The organism is Cloacibacterium rupense (genome assembly GCF_014645495.1).
GTDB lineage: Bacteria > Bacteroidota > Bacteroidia > Flavobacteriales > Weeksellaceae > Cloacibacterium > Cloacibacterium rupense.
In genome coordinates this window covers 191140-210406 of record NZ_BMLV01000002.1, presented here as the reverse complement: position 1 = coordinate 210406, position 19267 = coordinate 191140, and the positions used below count along the sequence as shown (strand labels likewise).

General features: G+C 32.2%; 15 protein-coding genes and 2 tRNA genes. 10 read left to right on the top strand and 7 right to left on the bottom strand.

Translation table 11 applies throughout. The features are described from left to right. Nucleotides 1-18 precede the first annotated feature (18 nt). Complete coding sequence (locus IEW40_RS04945) at nucleotides 19-705, bottom strand: hypothetical protein (protein WP_188616971.1); 687 nt, start codon at nucleotides 703-705, stop codon at nucleotides 19-21. A gap of 175 nt (nucleotides 706-880) precedes the next feature. On the opposite strand from IEW40_RS04945, the gene IEW40_RS04940 reads away from it, so the two are divergent. The 6 genes from IEW40_RS04940 to pckA all read left to right on the top strand — a co-directional run bounded on the left by IEW40_RS04940 (nucleotide 881) and on the right by pckA (nucleotide 9900). Further along, on the top strand, nucleotides 881-2734 hold the full coding sequence (locus tag IEW40_RS04940; protein ID WP_308421282.1) for a putative porin: 1854 nt from the start codon (nucleotides 881-883) through the stop codon (nucleotides 2732-2734). A 9-nt stretch (nucleotides 2735-2743) separates the two neighbouring features. Beyond that, the gene (gene bshC, locus IEW40_RS04935) at nucleotides 2744-4312 is read left to right on the top strand and encodes a bacillithiol biosynthesis cysteine-adding enzyme BshC (RefSeq protein ID WP_229663381.1); all 1569 of its coding nucleotides are present in this window, start codon (nucleotides 2744-2746) and stop codon (nucleotides 4310-4312) included. Between the two features lie 36 nt (nucleotides 4313-4348). After that, the gene (locus IEW40_RS04930) at nucleotides 4349-6271 is read left to right on the top strand and encodes a LysM peptidoglycan-binding domain-containing protein (RefSeq protein WP_188617484.1); all 1923 of its coding nucleotides are present in this window, start codon (nucleotides 4349-4351) and stop codon (nucleotides 6269-6271) included. 65 nt (nucleotides 6272-6336) lie between these two features. Next, nucleotides 6337-7212 carry an ACP S-malonyltransferase gene (gene fabD, locus IEW40_RS04925; RefSeq protein WP_188616969.1) on the top strand — a complete coding sequence of 292 codons (876 nt, stop codon included), beginning with the start codon at nucleotides 6337-6339 and terminating at the stop codon, nucleotides 7210-7212. 54 nt (nucleotides 7213-7266) lie between these two features. Then, a complete protein-coding gene (locus IEW40_RS04920) occupies nucleotides 7267-8169 on the top strand; it encodes a GYDIA family GHMP kinase (protein WP_188616968.1) in 903 nt (300 codons plus the stop codon). 126 nt (nucleotides 8170-8295) lie between these two features. After that, entirely contained in the window at nucleotides 8296-9900 is a 1605-nt protein-coding gene (gene pckA / locus IEW40_RS04915; RefSeq protein ID WP_188616967.1) for a phosphoenolpyruvate carboxykinase (ATP), read from the top strand. Nucleotides 9901-10192: 292 nt separating this feature from the next. Here pckA and IEW40_RS04910 read toward each other — a convergent pair whose 3' ends face one another. The 5 genes from IEW40_RS04910 to IEW40_RS04890 form a co-directional block, all read right to left on the bottom strand. Further along, nucleotides 10193-10597 carry a type II 3-dehydroquinate dehydratase gene (locus tag IEW40_RS04910; protein ID WP_188616966.1) on the bottom strand — a complete coding sequence of 135 codons (405 nt, stop codon included), beginning with the start codon at nucleotides 10595-10597 and terminating at the stop codon, nucleotides 10193-10195. A 70-nt stretch (nucleotides 10598-10667) separates the two neighbouring features. Beyond that, a tRNA-Glu gene (locus IEW40_RS04905) sits at nucleotides 10668-10739 on the bottom strand. Between the two features lie 11 nt (nucleotides 10740-10750). Beyond that, the gene (gene rpsT, locus IEW40_RS04900; RefSeq protein WP_188616965.1) at nucleotides 10751-11005 is read right to left on the bottom strand and encodes a 30S ribosomal protein S20; all 255 of its coding nucleotides are present in this window, start codon (nucleotides 11003-11005) and stop codon (nucleotides 10751-10753) included. Nucleotides 11006-11084: 79 nt separating this feature from the next. After that, a tRNA-Glu gene (locus IEW40_RS04895) sits at nucleotides 11085-11156 on the bottom strand. A 62-nt stretch (nucleotides 11157-11218) separates the two neighbouring features. Further along, nucleotides 11219-12496 carry an N-acetylmuramoyl-L-alanine amidase family protein gene (locus IEW40_RS04890; protein WP_188616964.1) on the bottom strand — a complete coding sequence of 426 codons (1278 nt, stop codon included), beginning with the start codon at nucleotides 12494-12496 and terminating at the stop codon, nucleotides 11219-11221. 19 nt (nucleotides 12497-12515) lie between these two features. On the opposite strand from IEW40_RS04890, the gene IEW40_RS04885 reads away from it, so the two are divergent. The 3 genes from IEW40_RS04885 to IEW40_RS04875 all read left to right on the top strand — a co-directional run bounded on the left by IEW40_RS04885 (nucleotide 12516) and on the right by IEW40_RS04875 (nucleotide 16040). Then, a complete protein-coding gene (locus IEW40_RS04885) occupies nucleotides 12516-15134 on the top strand; it encodes a putative LPS assembly protein LptD (RefSeq protein WP_188616963.1) in 2619 nt (872 codons plus the stop codon). 81 nt (nucleotides 15135-15215) lie between these two features. Beyond that, complete coding sequence (locus tag IEW40_RS04880; protein ID WP_188616962.1) at nucleotides 15216-15599, top strand: RidA family protein; 384 nt, start codon at nucleotides 15216-15218, stop codon at nucleotides 15597-15599. After that, nucleotides 15600-16040 (top strand): hypothetical protein, encoded by a 441-nt coding sequence (locus IEW40_RS04875; RefSeq protein ID WP_188616961.1) that lies wholly within the window; start codon nucleotides 15600-15602, stop codon nucleotides 16038-16040. Between the two features lie 62 nt (nucleotides 16041-16102). On the opposite strand, the gene IEW40_RS04870 is transcribed toward IEW40_RS04875, so the two are convergent. After that, nucleotides 16103-17644 carry a trypsin-like peptidase domain-containing protein gene (locus IEW40_RS04870; protein ID WP_188617483.1) on the bottom strand — a complete coding sequence of 514 codons (1542 nt, stop codon included), beginning with the start codon at nucleotides 17642-17644 and terminating at the stop codon, nucleotides 16103-16105. Between the two features lie 371 nt (nucleotides 17645-18015). Here IEW40_RS04870 and IEW40_RS04865 point away from each other — a divergent pair, with 371 nt between their 5' ends. Then, entirely contained in the window at nucleotides 18016-19260 is a 1245-nt protein-coding gene (locus tag IEW40_RS04865) for a peptidase U32 family protein (protein WP_188616960.1), read from the top strand. Nucleotides 19261-19267 lie beyond the last annotated feature (7 nt).

Below are 19267 nucleotides of genomic sequence, written 5' to 3'. Positions count from 1 at the left end.
AATCTGAGGCGTTTTTTATTACAGACCATTAATAAAATTTATTATTTGTATTTGGTCGTTTTCATTTTTAAGATTGATCTTCTTTTGCTTCGCAAATTCTAGAATTTTACTTTCATCATTAGAAAGGTTTAGGAGATAGATTAAATCTTTAGTATTTTTAGGAACTTTTTTATAAACTCCATTGTCATTTATTAAATATACATCTTTCTCTCTTTCAAAGTATGGGTTTTTCCCCTTTAAATAAGTATTAGTAGTATTGTTATTATATTCTACCACTTGTATTTTTTCTTTTTTGTATAATTTGTATTTCCCATTTCCAATTAATTCTACAAGATATCCATTAATGTCTTTGTTGTCATACTGATATTTTGTTAAAAAATATATGATTCTGTTATCTACAAATTTCATCCTAAGATTATTTTGTTTGGTAACAAACTGTATGTCATTATTTACTTTAAATTCCATTTCATCCTCATATGCATTATATCTTACAGATGGCAGGTTTTTACTATACCCTTCTATGGTTATTGGGTGGAAAAATTCATCAATATATGGAGAACCGTCTATTCCGTTATAAGATTTAAATAATTGATTACTCGCGTCAAAAACACTCCCTCTAGAATTGCCAAATACCTCCAGCTCCGTTTTTATTTGCGAAAAATAAAAATTTGGAATAATCATTACTAATAAAACAATTTTTTTCATTTTTTAAATTTATTTTATAAAAGTATAAAATTCTTGATGAAATAAAATATTTATTTAGTATTAATTATTTATCTTTTTTACTTTTGTAGTTCAAAATTTCATAATGAGATATATTTTTTTAATCATATTTTTATCGGTAAATTTTGCAGGTGCGCAAATAATAAAAAATGAAAGGGTGAATAAAACATCCCAATCAGACACCTTAGTAGTAGATAAAGGTGGTAGAGATTCTGTTAAAATATTTAAACCAAAATTTACAGACTATTTGCACTACACTCAGTTTTCAGAGAAAAAACCTTTCGATACTGTTTTTACTACAGATAAATCATACCAATTTTCTCAATTTAATAATAGAGACAATTTTGGGAAAATTCAATTTGCTAACATAGGTTCTGGATTTCAAGATTTGGTTTTTTCGGTCAATAAAGAACAAAATTTAGCATTGCTGCCCACCAATAAATCACATTTTATTGTAGGGATAGATGATGTGAAGTACTATGATGTAAAAACACCTACTACTTCTTTTGTGTATCATAATGCCATGAAACAAGGCGCTGCACTTACTACAACATATACTCAAAATGTAGGAAAAAATTTCAATTTTGCAGTAGAGTATATGGGGCTTCGCTCAGAGGGATTGTATCGCAGAAGTTTGGCTTCTTCTAATCATGTCACATTCTCTTCTCGTTTTAATTCTAAAAATAATAGATATCAATTTTATACCCACTACATTCATCAAAATGTAAATAATGAAGAAAGTGCTGGGATAGAAGATGTAAGTCTGTTTTTAGGAGATGACAGTAGATTTAATAACAGACAAAACTTATCCGTAAATCTTAATTCTTCAGACTCTAGGTTTTCTAGCAGAAGATATTATTTTTCTCAAGAGTTTCAATTTGTTAATTCAGAAAAGTATCCTTTCAAGTTGAGGCACACTCTATTTCAACAGACCAATAAATATCGATTTTTGCAATCTTCTGCAGAAAGTTTTTATTCAAGTCCTTATGTGAGTAAATTTGATACTTATACCTATAAATTTTCTAAAAATCTAAGCAATACCGTAAGTTTGGTTTTTGATAAAAAAACATTCAAATTAGATGCAGGCTTTAGACATCAATTGATTAATTTGGGTACAGATAGAGCACTTCCTGCTGCTGTTGGTGTAGTAATTCCTACTGAAAATAAAGAAAACAGACTAGGAGCAGTAGGAAATTTAGAAATAAAGCTTTGGGACAAAGTAGATGTAAAATCTTTCTTAGAATATTCTAATGGAAAATCTTTTGGGAACTATCTTAGGTCAGAGAATTTATTGAAATTAGAGCCTATTAAAGACTATGTTTTAGACGCGCATGTCAATTTTCAGTCGGCCATTCCTAGTTTTAATTATTTGATGAATCCTTCTTTTTATCAAGATTTTAATTACAATTTTAGCAATGCGAAGAACCAAAACATTACTGAAATTGGGGGCAAAGTCAATTTAAAATGGTTCGAAAGTTCTGTTTTTGCCAATTATTTCAGGATTGATAATTTTGCATATTTCGGTACAGATTTTCTTCCGGAGCAAAGTTCAGAAACCGTAAATGTTTCTCAGATTGGTGGTGAAGCAACTTTGAAATACTGGAAACTAAAATTCAACACCAAATTGCTTTTCCAGAGTGTATTGTCACAAAAAGAACTCTTGCCGATGCCTAATTTTGTGGGAAGATTAAATGTTTTTTATCAATCAAAGGCGTTTAAAAATGCTGCAGAAATCCAAACTGGAATTAAAGTGTACTATTTTAGCAAATTCAAATCTAGAGATTATTTCCCGGTGCTTAATGAGTTTGTGCTTTCTAATAGCGGAACTTCTATTGGTGGACAGCCCATTGCAGATGCTTATTTCAATTTAAAAGTAAAAACGATGATGATTTTTGCAGAAGCGCAGCATTTTAATACTACGTTTATGAAAAACAAATCATTTACAGCGCCTAATTATCCTATTTATGATTTTCGATTAAATTTGGGAGTCGTTTGGTATATATTTCATTAATTTTGCCTGATGTTGAAATCTAAAATTCCATTTCAAAATATTGGAAGTATTCCTCAATTGATTAAGGATTTTCTGAATCTAGAAATTCCACAGTTTGCATCTTATCAATTTTCTTTGTCTAATGTTTTTTCTAAAGCAGAAGAAAAATCAAAATCTTTTTCTCTAGACCAAAGAAACATTTTGGTTGAAGTTTTTAGCCAACAATTGAAAGAATTGAAATTATCTCAAAAACAGGTAGATAACATCAATTTACTTTCTCAGGAAAACACTTTTACAATAGTTACAGGTCATCAGTTGAATCTATTTTCTGGCCCTGCTTTTTTTGTTTATAAAATTTTGCAAACCATTAAAACGGCAGATTTTCTCAATCAAAATTCAGATAAAAATTTTGTTCCTGTATTTTGGATGGCAACAGAAGATCACGATTTCGAAGAAATTAACCATTTTAAAACCGAACAAAATATTTACCAAATCAAAGGTCAATCTGGTGGTGCTGTTGGCAGAATTGTCATAGAAGATATTTCATTTATTGACGAATTTGAAAAAGAATTTAAGGACGATGTTTTTGGGACACAACTTATTCTTTTGATGAAAAAATCTTATCAAAAGGGGAAAACGCTTACCGAAGCAACTAGAAATTTGGTTCAAGAACTTTTTGCTGAATATGGCTTATTGATGATTGATGGAGATGATGCTGCACTAAAAAATCAAATGGCGGATATTTTTTCAGACGAACTCAAAAATCAAGTTACGTATCATTTTTCTCAAAAAAACATTAAATTTTTAACAGAGAAATATGGCAAAGTTCAGGTAAATCCTAGGGAAATTAATCTGTTTTATTTAAGTGAAACCAGAGATAGAATTTCGGCTAAAGAGGATAATTTTGAAATTGTAGATAAAAATAACGAAATTTCGTTTGATGAAATTTCTAAAGATTGGTCTAAAGTGTCTCCCAATGCTTTGTTAAGACCCGTTTTTCAGGAAAAAGTCTTGCCAAATGTGGCGTATATTGGCGGAAACGCAGAAATTATGTATTGGCTAGAAATGCCCGATGTTTTTGAGCATTTTAAACTGCCGTTTCCTATTCTTATTCCTAGGAATTCTATGCTTTTTTTGAAAGATAAAACTTTGAAAAAAATAGAAAAATCAGGAATGGACATGGAGTGTTTTTTCGGAGATTTTCAAGCCAAATTAAATGAAAAGTTGTTGCAAAATTCAGCGCTGAAACTTTTAATTGACGAAAGAGAATTGCTTCTAAAAAATCAGTTTGATGAGTTGAAAGAAAAAGCGGCAATTACGGATAAAACTTTTAGAAATTTAGTAGAAGCTGAAGAAACAAGGCAGTTGAAAAGTTTCCAAAGAATGAGAAAACGCCTTCTAAGAGCCGAAAAAATAAAACAATCTGACCATATCAACTATTTACAGACTTTATATTATGAAATTCATCCATCTGGAAATTGGCAAGAAAGAGTAATTAATTTTAGCAATTTTTTTGCTGAAAATGGTTCACAATGGCTTGAAAATTGTTACCAAGAAATGGATGTTGATAATTCGGTGTTAATTTTAATGCAAAATTAAACAGAAAGCAGTATTTTTGTACTTTATTTAAAAATGATGAAAAAACTTCTGATATTTACTTTTTTATTATCTGTTTTGATGGTTTTCGCACAGAAGACTCATACCGTAGTAGCTAAGGAAAATCCATACAGTATATCAAAAAAATACGGAATATCTATAGATGAACTTTATAGGTTAAACCCAAAGGTTAAAGATGGTAAACTTAATATAGGTGATGTTCTTGTTGTAAGTAAAAGAGCAGAGGAAAAACCTAAAACTACTGAAAAGCCTTCAGTTTCTCTATCTGGTAATGTAACTAAAATAGTTTTGCAACCGAAGCAAACGATTTACGGAATTACCAAGCAATATCATATTGCAGAAGCTGACCTTAGAAAATTGAATCCAGAATTAGATTCACATCTGAAAATCGGGGATGAAGTGACATTACCAGCAGAAAATGTGAAAAAATATGCAGACAAAAATGCATTCAATAGAAACTTTGCGGTTACCATTCCAGCTCCTATAGCAGACACTCCGAAAGTAGATGCTTCTACAGAAAAATCTAATGTTGATGATAGTTCATACGTTATTCAACCTAAAGATAATTACTATAAAATTACCAAGAATTTTGGGATTTCTCAGAAAGATTTGTTTGAGATGAATCCAGGTTTAGAGGAGAAGGGTCTTCAACCGGGAGCTGTAATCAAAGTAAAAAAATCTGTAAATTCTAATTCATCAGTTAAAGAGACGGTTGCTTTGCAAGATGATAACAAACCGGCTAAGCAAGCATCAGTCTCTCAAGAAGATGAATATCAAACCTACACTGTACAAGATGGAGATACTGTTTTCGGAATTTTGAATAAATTCGGGATAACTTTAGACCAATTAATTGCAATGAATCCGAGAGTTACAGATGGTCTAAAAACAGGAATGGTATTAAAAGTTAAAAAATTAGAATCTGCTTATGTTAAGAAAAATGAAGGAGCGCTCAACGTAATTTTGATGTTGCCTTTTGGTTTTGAAGCTAGTGATTCTAAGTACAGAAGTATGGCAACTGATTTTTTAACTGGCGCTAAATTGGCCATAGAAAGAAATGCTAGTTCAGGGCAAAAATTAGAAATTAAAGTAGTAGATGCAGGTAGCGAAAGTTCTTTTAGAAATTCATTAAGTCAGATTAATCAAGAGAATACAGATTTAATTATTGGTCCATTTTTTAAATCTAATGTATTGGATGTTTTAGATTATGTAAAATCTAAAAAAATACCAGTTGTTGCGCCTTTTGCAAACTCGCCAGAGTTGAGAAATTTTAATAATTTAGTGATTACAGAAACAGACGAAGAGGTTTTTGCAGATAGAATTGTAAAAGAAGTTTTGCAGGCATATTCTGATCAAAAAATATATATAGTAGCGGATAACGATAGCCAAAATGCAAACTATATTAAGAATAATATAAAAAAGCAATTAAAAAATTCTAATATCATTATTGTAAACTCTGCGGCAGAAATTCAACTAGACACGAACATGATGACCGGACAAAGTGCTCCAGTAATGGCCATATTAGCGTCTAAAGAAGAAAATCTAGGGAATGAATTTGCACAAAGAATGATGTCTCTATCTTCTGAAACAACTGGGGTTAAAGCATTCAGTATGTATTATCACAGTGTTTTTGATAAAGAAGAGGAAAGCCTTAGAAAAGCCAATTTGGTTTATCTGATGGATAGAAAAATAAATACAGATGGATCTTTTGAAAAAGAAATTCTAGCAACTTATAAAAAATTATATTGTAAAACACCTTCTAAATATGCTATTATTGGTTTTGATGTAGTAAACGATATTTTGAGTAGAGAAAATAGCAAAGGTGAACTTTTCAAACAGATGAGTAAAACTCAAACTCAGTTGGCCACAAAATTCGAATATGTGAAAAGCAAAGAAGGTGCTTATGTAAATACGGGCTGTAGAGTGGTAAGACTTATTCCATAAAAAACTAATAATAAATATCTTAAATTAGGAACAAAAGGTTCCTGCAAAAAAACACAATTAATTGTATGAAAGCACTTGTATTTCCTGGTCAAGGTTCTCAGTTCGTAGGAATGGGCAAAGAATTATACGACAGTAGAAAAGATATCAAAGATTTAATGGATTTCAGTAATGACATTTTAGGATTTGATATTCTAAAAATAATGTTTGAAGGATCAGATGAAGATTTGAAAAAAACAAAAGTTACTCAGCCAGCAATTTTTATACATTCTGTTGCTGCGGTAAAAGCAATAGATGGTACAGGAGCTCAGATGGTAGCTGGCCACTCTTTAGGAGAATTCTCTGCTTTGGTAGCCAATGGAGTTTTATCTTTCGAAGATGGTTTAAAATTAGTTTCAGAAAGAGCGCAGGCAATGCAAGAAGCTTGTGATATTAACCCTTCTTCTATGGCAGCTATTTTGGGCTTAGAAGACGAAAAAGTAGAACAAATTTGTGCTTCTATTGAAGGTATAGTGGTTCCTGCAAATTACAACTGCCCTGGGCAATTGGTGATTTCAGGTGAAACAATCGCTGTAGAAAAAGCTTGTGAAGCCTTGAAAGCGGCTGGTGCAAAAAGAGCCTTGATTCTCCCTGTAAACGGAGCTTTCCATTCTCCTTTGATGCAACCCGCTCAGGAAAGATTAGCAGCAGCGATAGAAAAGGCAAAATTTAGAAAAGCGACTTTGCCAGTTTATCAAAACATTACTACAACTGCAATCTCTAATCCTGATGAGATTAAAAAAAATCTAATTGCACAGCTTACAGGACCTGTTAAGTGGACGCAGTCTGTACAGAATATGATAAAAGATGGAGCAACAAGCTTCGTAGAAGTTGGTCCTGGTAAGACCTTGCAAGGCCTCATTAAGAAAATAAATTCAGAAGTTACAATTTCTTCTGCTATATAAGGATAAAGTCACAATTTGTTGTGACTTTTTTTATTTTTGTTAAAAATTAGAGTTTTGGAAAATCACGTCTTCTCTCCCGGAAAATTATTAATTACCTCAGAATACTTTGTCTTAGATGGAGCATTGGCTTTGGCAGTTCCTACTAAGTTAGGACAAGATTTTTATTGGGAAGAAATAGAAGATAATAAATCGCTTATTTTTTGGGAAGCTTTACACGAAAATATATCTTGGCTTCATGCCATTATTGATTATGATAGTTGGACAATTATAGAGACTAATTTGCCAGATAATGCTCAGTTTATTCTTCAGGTTTTACAAAATGTTCAAAATTTATCAGACCAAAGGTTACAAAGTAATTCTACTTACAGAATAAAAACCAATCTTCAGTTTCCCGGAAATTTCGGACTTGGGAGCAGCTCTACTTTAATGAATAATCTAGCCGTTTTTGCAGGGATTGATGCTTATTTGCTCAATGAAATTTCATTGGGAGGGAGTGGATATGATATAGCTGTAGCTCAAGAGAAATCTGCAATCCTTTACCAAAATAATCCTAGATATATAGAAAAGATTACCTTTCAACCAAAATTTGCCGACGAGCTTATATTGATTCATTTGAATCAAAAGCAAAATAGCAGAGAGGGAATAAACGCTTTTAGGTCTCGAGAAAAATCTATATCTTTAAAAAATCAGTTTTCAGAAATTACAAAACAAGTTTTAAACTGTGAAAAATTAAATGAATTTTCAGACTTAATGACCCTACACGAGGAGAATTTGAGCCATTTTTTACAAGTAGAAACTGTAAAACAAAAATACTTTGAAGACTGTCCTAGTTTTGTAAAAAGTTTAGGTGCGTGGGGAGGCGATTTCGTTTTAGCTTCAAAATTTGGGGATTATAAAAACTATTTTTTAACCAAGAATTTTCACAATATTTTTGAGTGGAAAGATTTAATTGATTGATTTACAGTGTGTTGTGAAATATTGAATTAGTGATTTATATCATTGCCTATAAATCGCTAAAACAGCATACATTGCGTAATTTTGTAAAGCAAAAAAATAAGAATCATTAATAAAATTTTTTTTACTATGAAAAATTTAAAAATTATCCAAGAGCTACATGATTTAGGAATCACAGGTTATCATGAAGTAGTGTACAATCCAAGTTATGAAGAGCTTTTTCAGGCAGAAATGTCTGCTAAAAACAAAGGTTTTGAAAAAGGTGCGGTTACTGAATCTGGTGCAGTTGCGGTTAAAACGGGTATATTTACAGGAAGATCTCCTAAAGATAGATATATAGTATTAGATGATGTTACTAAAGACACTATTTGTTGGGATGGAAAAGTAAATTTCCCAACAACACCAGAAATTTTTGCGAGCTGTAAAACTCTAGTTTTGGAACAATTATCTACTTCTAAAAGACTATATGTTGTAGATGCTTTTTGTGGTACTAATCCAGATACAAGACTTAAAGTAAGATTTGTGATGGAAGTTGCTTGGCAAGCACATTTCGTGACTAATATGTTTATTAGACCATCTATCCACGAATTAGAGAACTTCGGTGAACCAGATTTCGTAGTAATGAACGGTTCTAAAACGACTAACCCAGAATGGGAAAAACAAGGTTTGAATTCTGAAAACTTTGTTATGTTTAACCTTACTGAAAAAATTCAAATCATTGGTGGTACTTGGTACGGTGGTGAAATGAAAAAAGGTATGTTTGCGATGATGAACTACTATTTACCACTTAAAGGAATGGCTTCTATGCACTGCTCTGCAAACGTAGGAGAAGCTGGTGATGTAGCATTATTCTTCGGACTTTCTGGTACTGGTAAAACTACACTTTCTGCAGACCCAAAAAGATATCTAATTGGTGATGATGAGCACGGTTGGGATGATAATGGAGTTTTCAACTACGAAGGAGGTTGCTATGCAAAAGTAATTGATTTAACAGAAGAAAAAGAACCAGACATCTTCAGAGCTATCAAAAGAGATGCTTTATTAGAAAACGTAGTGGTAAATGAATATGGTGAGATAGACTACAAAGATGGTTCTATTACAGAAAATACTAGAGTTTCTTACCCAATTTATCATATCAACAAAATTGTACTTCCTTCTAAAGCAGGTCACGCTAAAAAAATCGTTTATTTATCAGCAGACGCATTCGGAGTATTGCCTCCAGTTTCTGTGTTGAATGATGACCAAGCACAATACCACTTCCTTTGTGGTTACACTTCTAAATTAGCAGGTACAGAGAGAGGTATTACAGAACCTACACCATCTTTCTCTCCAGCATTTGGCGAGGCGTTCCTTACATTACACCCTACAATGTATTCTAAAACATTAATCGGTAAAATGAAAGAACATGGTGCTAAAGCATATTTAGTAAACACCGGTTGGAATGGTACAGGTAAGAGAATTTCTCTTAAAGACACTAGAGCAATCATAGATGCAATCATAGATGGTTCTATTGATAACGCTCCTAAAACAGTAGTTCCTGTAATGAATTTAGAAATTCCTACTTCATTACCAAAAGTTTCTGAAGGAATTTTAGACCCTAGAGATACCTATGCAAGCCCAGCAGAATGGGAAGAAAAAGCAAAATCTTTAGCTGCTAAATACATTGCGAACTTTGAGCAATATACAGATACAGAAGAAGGTAAAAGATTAGTAGCGGCAGGTCCACAAATCTAATTTTTATCCAATTCAAAACAACCAAAAAATCCTTAGCGTAAGTTGAGGATTTTTTTTGAACTTACATTTCTTTAATGTAAATAACATAAAAACGTTTAAATTTTTATTTGGGCGCTATTTCCGTCTTCGGTTCCCGCTTCCCAAAGCCAAGGCTACTGCCAAAGCATTTCGGGAGAGCTCCACCTACGCCGGAGCGCAAAGAAGAGTTTTTTACAAAAAAAAGATACATATAAAAAATCCTTTCAATATTCTAAATAATGAAAGGATTTTCACATTTTATATTTTTAGAGAGTTATAAACTCAATACGGCCAATCTATATCCTTCTATTCCGAAACCAGAAAGTACAGCATTTGTATAAGCCGCAGTCACTGATTTCTGCCTGAATTCTTCACGTTGATAGATATTACTGATGTGCACCTCTATTTTTCTTTTTTTAAGGTTTTTAAGCGCGTCAGCAATCGCGAAAGAGTAGTGTGTAAAAGCGCCAGGATTAATCACCAATGCGTCGTAATCATCATTTTGAATTCTATCTATTATACCACCCTCATAGTTAGATTGATAATACATCAATTCATGTTCAGAGAACTGAGCTTTTAATTGATCTAAGACATCTTGCATGCTGGTGTTGCCATAAATTTCAGGTTCACGAGTTCCTAATAAATTGAGATTAGGCCCATTGATGATTAATATTTTCATTTTTATATTTGTAATTATGTATCAAAGATAAGAAAAAACAAAAAACCTTCGGAATAATCCGAAGGTTTTGTAGCCCGTAGGGGAATCGAACCCCTCTTGCAAGAATGAAAATCTTGAGTCCTAACCGATAGACGAACGGGCCAAATATTATTCTTACGCTAACTTGTTAACGTGCTTAGTTAACTTGCTTTTTAAGTTAGCAGCCTTATTCTTGTGAATAATGTTTTTCTTTACTAATTTGTCTAATAAAGAGATTACTTTAGGCAATTGCTCAGTAGCAGCTGCTTTGTTCTCTTCATTTCTAAGTACTTTCACAGCTGTTCTAGCAGTTTTGTGATAGTATCTGTTTCTCAATCTTCTTTTTTCAGATTGTCTGATTCTTTTAAGTGCTGATTTATGATTTGCCATAACTTTCTAAAAACTTGGGTGCAAAGATAAAAACTTTTTTTTAATTTGCAAAATTATTTTTTACTTTTTTTATTTTTTGTAGCCTATAGGGGAATCGAACCCCTGTTGCAAGAATGAAAATCTTGAGTCCTAACCACTAGACGAATAGGCCAGTGATTTTTTTCAGGGTGCAAAAGTATAAACTTTTTTTTAAATTACAAACTTTTTTTGGTGCTATTTATAAACTTTTTCAATAACAGTATTGTTAATTCCTTTGTCTTCTAATTCTTTTTGAAGTTTTATAGCCGCTTCTAGAGAACTTACATTGCCATAAGTATAATAAAAAGTGCCATCTGCTTTTTCTCTTTCTACATTTTCTAGTGTTTTTAGAATAGGAGATGACTTAGGAAGTTTTTCTTTTCCAGTATATACTTCTATTCTATAATATCCTGTGTTCATTTTTTGGTTAGGGATAAAGCTAATAGCTGTTGCATTTCTAAAGCCAGCATCTTTGGCTGTTTTCAGATTGGCATCTTTAATAGAAGCAAAATTTGTTACACTATAGTAATATTTGTAAAGTCCATTTTCTTTAATTGTAAGTATATATTTAAGACCTTTAAGGGCAGGGTCGTTTTCTATATATTTGTTAGGAGTGCTCATTAATAGTACTCTAAAATCATTTTTCAGAGGAAGCTCTTTAGGTTTTTCTTCTTCTTTTTTTTGATTCCTTTCCATCTTTTTTTTGTAAGTGACAATTGCATCATAAATTGATCCTGCAATTTCATTTTGCCCATCTTCAGAGGTGATATAAGAGGCGTCTTCATAATTGTTTACAAAACCTGTTTCTATTAGGATTGAGGGCATTGCATTCATTCTCAGAACGTGCAAGTTTTGTTGTTTTACACCTCTAGATGGTCTTTTACCGTTTTTTACAAGATTGTCTTCTACGTAATTTCCTATGTATAAACTAGCTTCTAGGTATTTACTTTGTTGGATTTTTAGTGCAATTAGAGATTCTGGAGAATCTGGGTCATAAGAAGCAAATACTTCCTTGTCTTTTGCATCTAGAAAAATTACATCATTTTCTGCTTTTGCAATTTCAAGATTGGTTTTGTTCTGGGCTGGACCCTGTACAAAAGTTTCTGTTCCTTGGGCAGATGTGCTTGATGTTTTAGAAGAATTTACGTGTACAGAAATGAATAAATCTGCATGATTTCTATTAGCAAGGTTGGTTCTGTCTAGCAAAGAGGGGAATTCATCTATTTTTCTTGTATATATTACTTTAAAGTCTTTATTTTTTTCAAGGAGTTTTCCTAATTTTAGAATAATGGCTAGCGTAACATCTTTTTCCATAACGGTGCCAAGATCAGAGTATTTTCTTGTTGCTCCTATGTCTTTGCCTCCGTGGCCAGCATCTAGTACTACTGTAAACTTTTTTTGAGCATTAAAATGAGCAGAAAGTAATAAAAATACTGTTAAAGTTATATTAATTAGAAGATGTTGTAGTTTCATTTTTCAAAAATTATTAATTTTGAGGCCTAATTTAATAGAAACCTTGTTTAAAAACATTTTCAAAAATACCCTACAAATTTTAATTATCCTAATTTTTAACAATTTTTTAGCACAAAATAAGCTAGAAGATTCTAAGAAAAATAGTGATAAAACCGTAACTGTTGTAAAAAACGATACGGTGAAAATTGAAAAAGAAGAATTGGATGACGTTGTTCGCTCAAAAGCAGACAGAGAGCGTAGTGATGTTCAGAAAAAAATGACTTACCTTAATACCAATGCAGAAGTCTCATACCAAGATATGAAGATTAATGCAGATTATATACAAATAGATTGGGATAAAGGAATGATTTATGCCAGAGGAAAGATAGATTCTTTAGGAAAAGTTATAGAACCAGCTATAGCTACGCAAGGTGGCAAAAAGTATGAATATAATGACTTTAATTATAATTATAAAACCAAACAAGCAATTGCGTATAATGCAAGAACTGAGGAAAGTGAAGGTGTAATTGTAGCAGAAAAAACTAAAAAAGTAAGTGATTCTGTCTTCTTTTTAAAAAGAGGTAAATATACTACAGATGAGTATTTTCTAAAGAAAAAAGACACTATAGCAGATTATTATCTTCTGGCTCCAGATATCAAATTGGTAAAAAACAAAGACAATTCTAAGCTCATTACTGGCCCTATACAAATGTATATAGAGCAAGTGCCTACGCCGCTTATTTTGCCTTTTGCAATTTTGCCAATGACAGAGAAAAGAATGGCGGGAATTCTAATCCCTAGTTTCGGAGAAAGACAAGAAGTAGGCTTTTTCCTCAATGGTTTGGGGTGGTATCAGCCCTTAGGTGAACATTTTGACCTTAAAGCCTATTTAGACTATTATACCAAAGGAAGTTGGAATATAAGACCAGAGGTTAATTACAGAAAAAAATACCGATACAATGGCTCTTTCAGAGCTGAAATGGGCAACACCATAAGAGGAATTAAAGGTCTAGATAATTACAGTAAAAGTAGTTTGTATAGTATTGCGTGGACACATACTCAGGATTCCAAAGCTAATCCTTTTTTCACATTTAGTGCTTCGGTAAATATCACGAGTAATAAATTCTATAATAATACGGTCAACAATAATAATATTTTTAATCAGAATGTGCTCAATGCGCAACAAAACTCTACAGTAAGTATTACCAAAAGATTTCTGAATTTACCGATTACCATTACTGGAACGGGCAGTTATTCTCAAAACTTTAATACAGGGCTTACCGATATTAGATTGCCACAGTTAAATGTAGCAATTAATCAGTTTTACTTATTTAAACCTAAAACCGGTGTAAGAACTGGGCTTCTAGAGAATATTAATGTCAACACAGGTTTGCAATTTAGCAACTATGTTTCTGGAGTTAAAAATGATGATTTGTTTACCAAAACCATGTGGGATAATATGCAAACTGGCGCAAAGAATAATATCTCATTAAGTACAAATACTACTGTTGCAAAATATTTTACCTTTTCTCTTTCAGGAAATGTAGACAATGTTTTTACGACCAAAACCATTACTAGAAATTATAACCCTATCAATAATCAAGTAGAGACAATTCAAAATAAAAATATTTCGGGGTACTCTACCTACTCTGCTTCAGCTAGTTTGCAAACCGTGTTGTATGGCATGTTAAAATTTGGAAATAATTCTAAAATCCAAGCGATAAGACACATGGTTACGCCGAGCATAAGTTTTAATTATAGCCCAGATTTCGGGAAAAGTAGTTTTGGATATTATAAAAATTACTACAACGAAAGAGGGATTCTTACCTCGTATTCTATTTTTGATGGAGGAATGTTTGGTAGTCCTAGTCAAGGTTTGCAACAATCAATAGGTTTTAATATTAGCAATAACCTAGAAATGAAAGTGAGGAGCAAATCTGATTCTACTGGAGTTAAAAAGATTAAAATTTTTGAAACGCTTAACATTTCTGGAGGGTATAACTTTGCTGCAGAAAAATTCAAATGGTCTGTAATCAATGTTAGTACACAAACTTCATTCTTTCAAAACAAAGTAAGCGTGAATTCTAGTATGACGATAGACCCATACCAAATTATTTTTGCGCCAGGAGAAAATGTAGGGACTAGAGTAGAAAATTTCGGACATTTTAGTGTTCAGAATTTTACTTTAGGATTCTCAGTTCCTTTAAGTCAAGAGATTTTTTGCAAAAAAGAAGACCTTTCAAAAAAATATAAAACAAAAGGAGAAATTAGAAATGAAGTCTATAGTTTTGATGATGACAATTATGCCAGATTTCAACAACCATGGACTCTCAACCTGAATGTGAACTATGGTTACTCTAGAAATGCTACAAAATTTGGAACGCAAATAGCATCAGTAGGTGTAGATAGTACCTTGAAATTAACACCATATTGGAGTCTTTCTGGTAATACCAATTATGATTTTGTTTCGAAAAAGTTAGCTTATACTAGGTTAGGCTTCAATAGAGACCAGAGAAGTTTCACTTTTAGTTTTAATTGGGTTCCTTTTGGGCAGTACAAAGTCTATGACTTTTTTATCAGTATTAAAGCAAATATCCTAAAAGATGCAGTGAAGTACAAAGAAAGAAGTTTTACACCATCTTCTACTACCACTTTTTAGATTAACATAAAAAATATATATTTGCGAAATCTTATATTACATTTCTAGTAGATGAAATTAATTTAGAAATAAAAGAAGAAAATGAGCAAGAAAATAATTTCTACCAGCAATGCGCCTGCAGCTATTGGCCCTTATTCTCAGGCTAACTTTATTAATGGAGTTTTGTATATTTCTGGGCAAATTCCTATTGATCCGATATCTGGTAATTTAGAAGATGGAATCGAAAAAGAAACACATCAGGTTATGAAAAACTTAAAGGCTATTTTAGAAGAGGCTGGTATGTCTTTTTCTAATGTAGTAAAAGCAACTATTTTCTTAAAAAGTATGGACGATTTTGCGGCAATGAACGAAGTGTATGCCTCGTATCTAGATGCTAATAATTATCCAGCTAGAGAAACCGTACAAGTGTCTTGCCTTCCTAAGAATGTAAGTGTAGAAATATCAATGATTGCACACCAATTCTAAATGAATTTTATAAGAAATACATTAGGCGTTTTAATGGGACTGGGTGTAGCAGCAGTCATTATTTCTCTTGGTGTAAGAATAGATTCATCTTGGAGTGAAAGCTATAACGGATTGTCACCTTTTGAGCATTGGGAAAAAGTCTTGTATAGTGTAAAGGGAGATTCAGGCTTTTTCTGGACTTTGCTTTTTTCATCTGGTATCGGAGCTACAGTAGGAGGAATTGTAACTGCTATAGTTGTCAAATATGCAAAGGTAGCTTATGCTATTTTAATTGGCTTTATGATGCTTTTCATAGCCATGCTAGACATTATTATTTTTCCTTACCATCCTACTTTTTACAAAATTTTAATTTTTATTATTTATTTCCCTTTTTCATGGATTGGAGGCAAAGTAGTAGAGATTATTTACGAAAGAAAAAAACAACATTTACCAACCAAATAAATAAAAAAATGCCTTCCGAAATCAAAATCTGGAAGGCATTTTATTAAAGTGATTGTTATGTTTTAAGGCATTTTGAAACCTTTGGAATAGTTTCTGCCGTATTCGTCTAAAAACTTAATTTGTACATTTCCCTTGTAATTATTAAGGATTCTTTCTACATCTTTTTGTGTGTTTACTGGTTTTCCATTGATTTCAGTAATAATGTAGTTATCGTATATTCCGATTTTAGCAAGCTCACCACCATCTACTATATTTCTTGCAATTACGCCACTGTTTAATCCGTAATCTATTTTAAATCTATCGCTTAATTCTTGGAATTCTCCACCTATTTTTTCTGTAACGGTTAGGTCAGCTTTACTTCTGAAAGATGTATTTCCTTTTTGGTCTTTTAATGTTACATTAGCAGTTTGCTGTCTACCATCTCTTAAATAGGTTACAGATACTTTATCACCAGGTCTTTTGCTTCCAATGGCTGCAGATAAATCAGCAAAAGAATCTATCTTAGAATTGTCAATTTTTGTAATGATGTCTCCTTTTTTAAGTCCTGCATCTTCAGCACCAGAATTTTCTGAAATTTCTCTAATGTATATACCGCTTCCTGATTTAAGATTGGTTTTGTTTTGACTGTTGTAAACTGCAACTTGGTCTTCATCTGATAAATCTAATGAGCCTACTCCTAAGAAGCCTCTCTGAACTAAACCAAATTTTTTAATATCCTCAACCACTTTCTTAGCTAAGTTTGCAGGCACTGCAAAGCCGTATCCTTCGTAATATCCAGTGTTAGAAGATATTGCAGAGTTTATACCGATTAAATCACCATTTGTATTTACTAGAGCTCCTCCAGAATTACCAGGATTGATGGCAGCATCGGTTTGAATGAAACTTTCTATAGGGGTTCTAGAATTTCTACTCAGTAAATCAATACTTCTTCCTTTTGCAGAAACAATACCTGCAGTTACGGTAGAATTTAATCCTAAAGGATTTCCTACTGCTAGCACCCATTGGCCAACTTCTACCAAATCTGAGTTAGCAAAATTTAAATATGGCAAGCCATTTTCTTCAATTTTTAAAAGAGCAATATCAGTACTTGGGTCAGTGCCAACTAGGGTAGCAATATAGCTTTTTTTATTACTAAGTACCACTTCTAGCTTGTTAGCGCCAGCTACCACGTGATTGTTAGAAATAATATAGCCATCTGGTGAAATGATTACGCCACTACCTAATCCAGAAGGTCTGGCTGGTTGATTTTGTTGAGGTTGTTGCTGTCTTTGTCTCTGAGAATTGTCCCCAAAAGGGTTACCAAAAGGACCAAAAAACTGATCAAATAGGTCTTGCTCAGACATTCTATTAGATGAAGTTTTGTTTTGATAATTTTTAATAGTTACCACTGTGGGAACTGTTACTTTGGCAGCTTTTATAAAGTCTTCTCCATTAGCTGCGCCCAATGCGGCAAATTGCGAATTGTTTTTTGCTTCTTGGAAATAAGAAAAATCGCTATTGTTTCCTCCATCTTTGTCAAAGTATTTGATAGCACCAAAAGTTGTTGCTCCCGATAAGATACCTACAACAGCAAAAGGTAATAATTTTTTCAAACTGTTCATAATTTCAATTTCTTAATTTTAATAGTTTTACTACAACAAATTTAATGCAAAATTAGTGTTCACTAAATTATTAGTGTTACAGTTTTAACAAAGTTTAACGAGTTTTATATTATTTTTAAATAAAACTCAAATTTATTAATCATACAAACTACGTATTGCAGACATTTTGGCAGATGTTTATTTTTGAATTATAAAAACTGATAACCATTTTCTTATTATGCTAGTTTTTCTTTCAATTATAGCTTTCTTTTACATATTATATTTTCTTAGTAAAAAGAAAATTCGCTATTAATGAATATAGAGTCTATCTATTTCTTAGCTTTTTAGAATAATTCTAAAAAAACTATCTTTGCAAAAAATTCAAAAAATTTAGAATGACAAAAAGTGGTAGAATAGAATTAATGGCGCCAGCTGGAGATTTTACATCTTTGCAGGCAGCATTAGACAACGGTGCAGATTCTGTATATTTCGGAGTAGAACAGTTGAACATGCGCGCTAGAGCATCGATGAATTTTACGATTGATGATTTGCCAGAAATTTCAAGAAGATGTAAAGAAAAAGGAGTAAGAACGTATCTTACACTTAACACCATTATATATGATCACGATCTTTCTATCATAAAAACTCTTTTAGATAAAGCCAAAGCAGCAGAACTTACTGCAGTTATTGCTATGGACCAAGCTGTGATTGCCTATGCTAGACAAATTGGTATGGAAGTTCATATTTCTACTCAAATTAATATTACCAATATCGAGACTGTGAAATTCTATGCTCTTTTTGCTGATACTATGGTAATGAGTAGAGAATTATCTATAAGCCAAATTAAGAAAATTTGTCAACAAATAGAAAAAGAACAAATTAAAGGGCCATCAGGAAATTTAGTTGAGATTGAAATTTTTGGGCACGGTGCGCTTTGTATGGCTGTTTCTGGAAAATGCTACTTAAGCCTTCATTCTCATAATTCATCTGCCAATAGAGGTGCATGTAAGCAAAATTGCAGAAAAAAATATACTGTAATAGACCAAGAATCAGGCTTTGAAATAGAACTGGATAATGAATATATGATGTCTCCTAAAGATCTATGTACCATCGGTTTTCTAGATCAAATTACAGATGCAGGAGTGAAAGTTCTTAAAATTGAAGGAAGAGGTAGAGCTCCAGAATATGTAGCAACGGTGACTAAATGTTATAGAGAAGCTATTGATAGTATTGCTGAAGGGACTTTTAATCAAGAAAAAGTAGCAGAATGGATGAAACAATTAGAAACGGTATACAATAGAGGTTTTTGGAGTGGTTACTACCTTGGTCAAGAATTGGGTGAATGGTCTCCAAACTCTGGTTCTAATGCTACACAAAAGAAAATTTATATAGGCAAGGGAAGACATTTTTACCCAAAATCTAATATTGCAGAGTTTTTGATTGAAGCTTATGATTTAACAATTGGTGATAAAGTTTTAATTCAAGGTCCCACAACGGGTTCACAAGAAATGGAAGTTTCTGAAATGATGGTAGATGGAATTGGGATCTCTGAAAAAGCTACGAAAGCTGATGTGATTACCTTTAAGACAGATTTCAGAGTTCGCCCAAGTGATAAGTTGTATAAAATTGTTCAATCTTAAATGAATT